Genomic DNA, 3,261 nt, shown 5'->3' on the forward strand with positions numbered 1-3,261 from the left:
CACCACACTCACCGCGCCTGCCCTGCTGGCCGCCCTGCAAGCCATCGAACTGGCCCACGGCCGCGAACGCCCCTACCGCAACGCCCCCCGCACGCTGGACCTGGACCTGCTGCTGTACGGCGAGGGGCGCATCGAATCACCCGAGTTGACCGTGCCGCACCCGCGCATGTGGGAACGAGCGTTTGTATTGATACCGCTGAGCGAGGTGGCGCCAGACCGGGTGACCGAGGCGATGCTGGGATCGGTGGCCGACCAAGCGATCCAGCGACTGTAGGGTCCATCCCGGCGCGCAGGCCTTGGTACCGGATGCCGCGGAATGGGCTCCGCACCACCGCCGGCATTGCCTTTGTGGGGTGACGCCGCAGGGAGTCCTTCAAGGCGCCAGCCGCTCCCGCAACCACCCGCCATCATCTTGCAGGGTGTAGCGGAGCCGGTCGTGCAGGCGGCTTTTGCGGCCTTGCCAGAACTGCCAGGTGTCGGGTTTGAGGCGGTAGCCGCCCCAGTGCGGCGGGCGCGGCGGGTGCAGCAGAAACTGGGCGCCGTATTTGGCGGCGTTGGTCACCAGCACGGTGCGGCTGTCGATGACTTCGCTTTGCGGGCTGGCCCAGGCGCCGATGCGGCTGTCCAGCGGGCGGCTCTTGAAGTATTCGTCGCTTTCTTCGTCGCTGACTTTTTCGACGATGCCTTCGATGCGCACCACGCGTTCCATCTCGACCCAGTGGAACTGCAGCGCCGCGTACGGGTTGCCGGCGAGTTCGCGGCCTTTCTGGCTGTTGTAGTTCGTGTACCAGACGATGCCGCGGGCGTCGTAACCCTTGATGAGCACGACGCGGGTGCTGGGGCGCAGGTCCGAGCCGACCGTGGCCAGCGTCATGGCGTTGGGTTCGGGCACTTCGCCCTTGATGGCTTCGTTCAGCCACTGGTCAAACTGTTGCAGCGGGTCGGCGTGCGAGGCGGTTTCGCTGAGTTCGGCTTTTTCGTAGCTCTTGCGCAGGTCGGCGATGTTCATGGTGTGGGTGTTCTCTTGTTCAATCATTCAAGATCATCCGCCAGCTTCAACAACCGGGCCAGCGAACGGTCTTCGATGCCGTGGCGGCGCAGGCCGTCCAGCGTCTGGCGCGCGTAGTCCAGCGTGCTGCCGTAGCGGCCGCGTGCATGGGCAAAGATGTCGCGGTACTGCGCCTCGCTCAGGTGGCCGGTGTGGTTGGGGCTGTTGGGGTGCAGGGTGAACGCCAGGGCGGGCACGGGGCCCTGCGCGGTGTCGGCGCGCAGCCATTTGGGGTCGTACACCGGGTTGGGCATTTCGCGTGCCCACAGGGCGGGCATGGCGGCTTCCACCTGGTCGTGCGGCAGGCGCAGGGCCATGCCGGTGCAACTGCCGCCGCGCATCAGGGCAAAGACCAGTCCGGGCCGTTCGGGTGTGCCGCGGTTGACGCGGCTGTACATGTGCAGGCAGCGGTGGTAGCCGTGCACGGTGGCGATGCGCTGCTCGGCGGCTTCAAACTCCGGTCGCCAGACCAGCGAGGCGTAGCCGAACACCCAGAGGTCCGCACGCGGACCCAGGCTGCGCCACTGTTGCAGGGTCTGTTCCATCATCTGCGCGCCGTCGCGTTCGGCCGGCACCCAGGTGGCGGGGCGGGGCGTGCGGGGCACTGGGGGGCAAGGGTCGGCCATTACAATCAGAGGCTGTATTTGTCAGTCTTTTGCATTCTTTCGCGGCCTTTTGGCGGCCGCGAGGTGCAGATCGGCTTCGATCCATTCACCACGATTCTCAAGGAGTATTGCCCATGTCTTCACAAGACAACGATCAGGACATTCGTGTCGTCGCTGCGGTTCTGATGTCCGCCATCCTGCTGGCCGTTGGCCTGGCCGTGGGCATTGGCATTCACAAGGCCCGCGGCGGGGCGGGCGAGAAGGTCGCTGCACCCGCTGCGGCGGTGGAAGCCGCCCCGGCCGCACCCACGGCCGACGCTGTGGTGGCTGCACCGGCCGCCGCGCCGGTGGGTGACGACGCCAGCGTGGTGGTGGACAACGGCGTGGTGAAGTTCTACTTCGCTTCCGGCAAGGCCGACCTGGCCACCGGCGCGGTCGAAGCCCTGGGCGACGCCGTGGCCGCCGCCAAGGCGGGCAAGAAGCTGGTGATCTCCGGCTTCCACGACACCACCGGCGACCCGGCGAAGAACGCCGAGCTGGCCAAGCTGCGCGCCTTTGCGGTGCGCGACGCGCTCAAGGGCGCGGGTGTGGACGAAGCCAGCCTGGAACTGAAGAAGCCCGAAGAAACCGCAGGCGGCGCTGGCAGCAACGCCGAAGCGCGCCGCGTGGAAGTGATGATCGCGCAGTAAGCAGGTCTTCCGCAAAGACAAAAAAGCCCGGCACTGCCGGGCTTTTTGTTTTTCAGCGCCAGAGTGTTCAGCGCAAGCCGGCGCCTGCGGCGTGTTCGGCCCGCTGGATGAGTTCGATCTTGTAGCCGTCCGGGTCCGTGACGAAGGCGATGACGGTGGTGCCGCCCGCCACCGGGCCGGCCGCACGCGTGACGTTGCCGCCGGCCGCCTTGATTTTCTCGCAGGCGGCGTAGGCATCGGGCACGCCCAGGGCGATGTGGCCGTAGGCGGTGCCCAGCTCGTACTGCTCCACGCCCCAGTTGTAGGTCAGCTCGATCTCGGCCTGGCCCGGGTTGCCACCGTCAAAGCCCAGGAAGGCCAGCGAGTACTTGTACTCGGGGTTTTCCGAGGTGCGCAGCAGCTGCATGCCCAGCACCTGGGTGTAGAAGTCGATGGAGCGCTGCAGGTTGCCCACGCGCAGCATGGTGTGGAGGAATCGCATGGCCAGAGGTCTTTCTCGGGGAGGTGAAAGCCGCGGATTATGTGGTGGCGCCAGCCTGCTGGCTTGTGTTGCAGGTCAAAGACCAGGCAGGTGGTGGTGGCGTGGGCGTGGAGCGTGCCGTCGGGGTCGACCCGTCCTCAGCGCGTGCCGCTCGCCGGCGCGGGCGCGGCCGCCAGCCGGGCCGCCAGGGTGTCGTGGCCCGCGGCGCGCGCGTGTTCGGCAGCGTTCCAGCCCTGACGGTCGGTGATCGTGGGGTCCGCACCCGCGGCCAGCAGCACGGCCACCAGGTGATCGTCGTTGGCGTCGGCCGCGACCATCAGTGCGGTGCGACCCTGGCGGTCGGTCTGGTTCACGTCGGTGCCCTGGTCCAGCAGCCGGCGCACTTCGCCGGCCTGGCCGGCGGCCGCGGCCGCCAGCAGCGCAGGCAGGCGGGCGGGC

General features: G+C 68.0%; 6 protein-coding genes. 2 read left to right on the forward strand and 4 right to left on the reverse strand.

Going from position 1 to position 3,261, the window contains the following annotated elements; genetic code table 11:
• Positions 1-274, forward strand: a 274-nt coding sequence (gene folK, locus ACR2JA_RS17625; protein WP_434010371.1) for a 2-amino-4-hydroxy-6-hydroxymethyldihydropteridine diphosphokinase, incomplete at its 5' end; no start/stop codon positions are given.
• A 99-nt stretch (positions 275-373) separates the two neighbouring features.
• Here folK and pdxH read toward each other — a convergent pair.
• Together pdxH and ACR2JA_RS17635 are read right to left on the reverse strand one after the other, a co-directional pair.
• Positions 374-1,009, reverse strand: a complete 636-nt coding sequence (pdxH, locus tag ACR2JA_RS17630) for a pyridoxamine 5'-phosphate oxidase (protein WP_434010372.1) — start codon at positions 1,007-1,009, stop codon at positions 374-376.
• Positions 1,010-1,032: 23 nt separating this feature from the next.
• Complete coding sequence (locus ACR2JA_RS17635; protein ID WP_434010373.1) at positions 1,033-1,653, reverse strand: gamma-glutamylcyclotransferase; 621 nt, start codon at positions 1,651-1,653, stop codon at positions 1,033-1,035.
• Between the two features lie 134 nt (positions 1,654-1,787).
• Here ACR2JA_RS17635 and ACR2JA_RS17640 point away from each other — a divergent pair, with 134 nt between their 5' ends.
• Positions 1,788-2,342: an OmpA family protein gene (locus tag ACR2JA_RS17640; RefSeq protein WP_434010374.1), complete on the forward strand. Its 555-nt coding sequence runs from the start codon at positions 1,788-1,790 to the stop codon at positions 2,340-2,342.
• 67 nt (positions 2,343-2,409) lie between these two features.
• Here the strand turns inward: ACR2JA_RS17640 and gloA are convergent, their stop codons facing one another.
• Positions 2,410-2,823 carry a lactoylglutathione lyase gene (gene gloA / locus ACR2JA_RS17645; protein ID WP_434010375.1) on the reverse strand — a complete coding sequence of 138 codons (414 nt, stop codon included), beginning with the start codon at positions 2,821-2,823 and terminating at the stop codon, positions 2,410-2,412.
• Between the two features lie 137 nt (positions 2,824-2,960).
• A partial coding sequence (locus ACR2JA_RS17650) for an ankyrin repeat domain-containing protein (RefSeq protein ID WP_434010376.1) occupies positions 2,961-3,261 on the reverse strand: 301 nt, incomplete at its 5' end.

The sequence above is a fragment of the Hydrogenophaga sp. genome (genome assembly GCF_051007235.1).
GTDB lineage: Bacteria > Pseudomonadota > Gammaproteobacteria > Burkholderiales > Burkholderiaceae_C > Hydrogenophaga.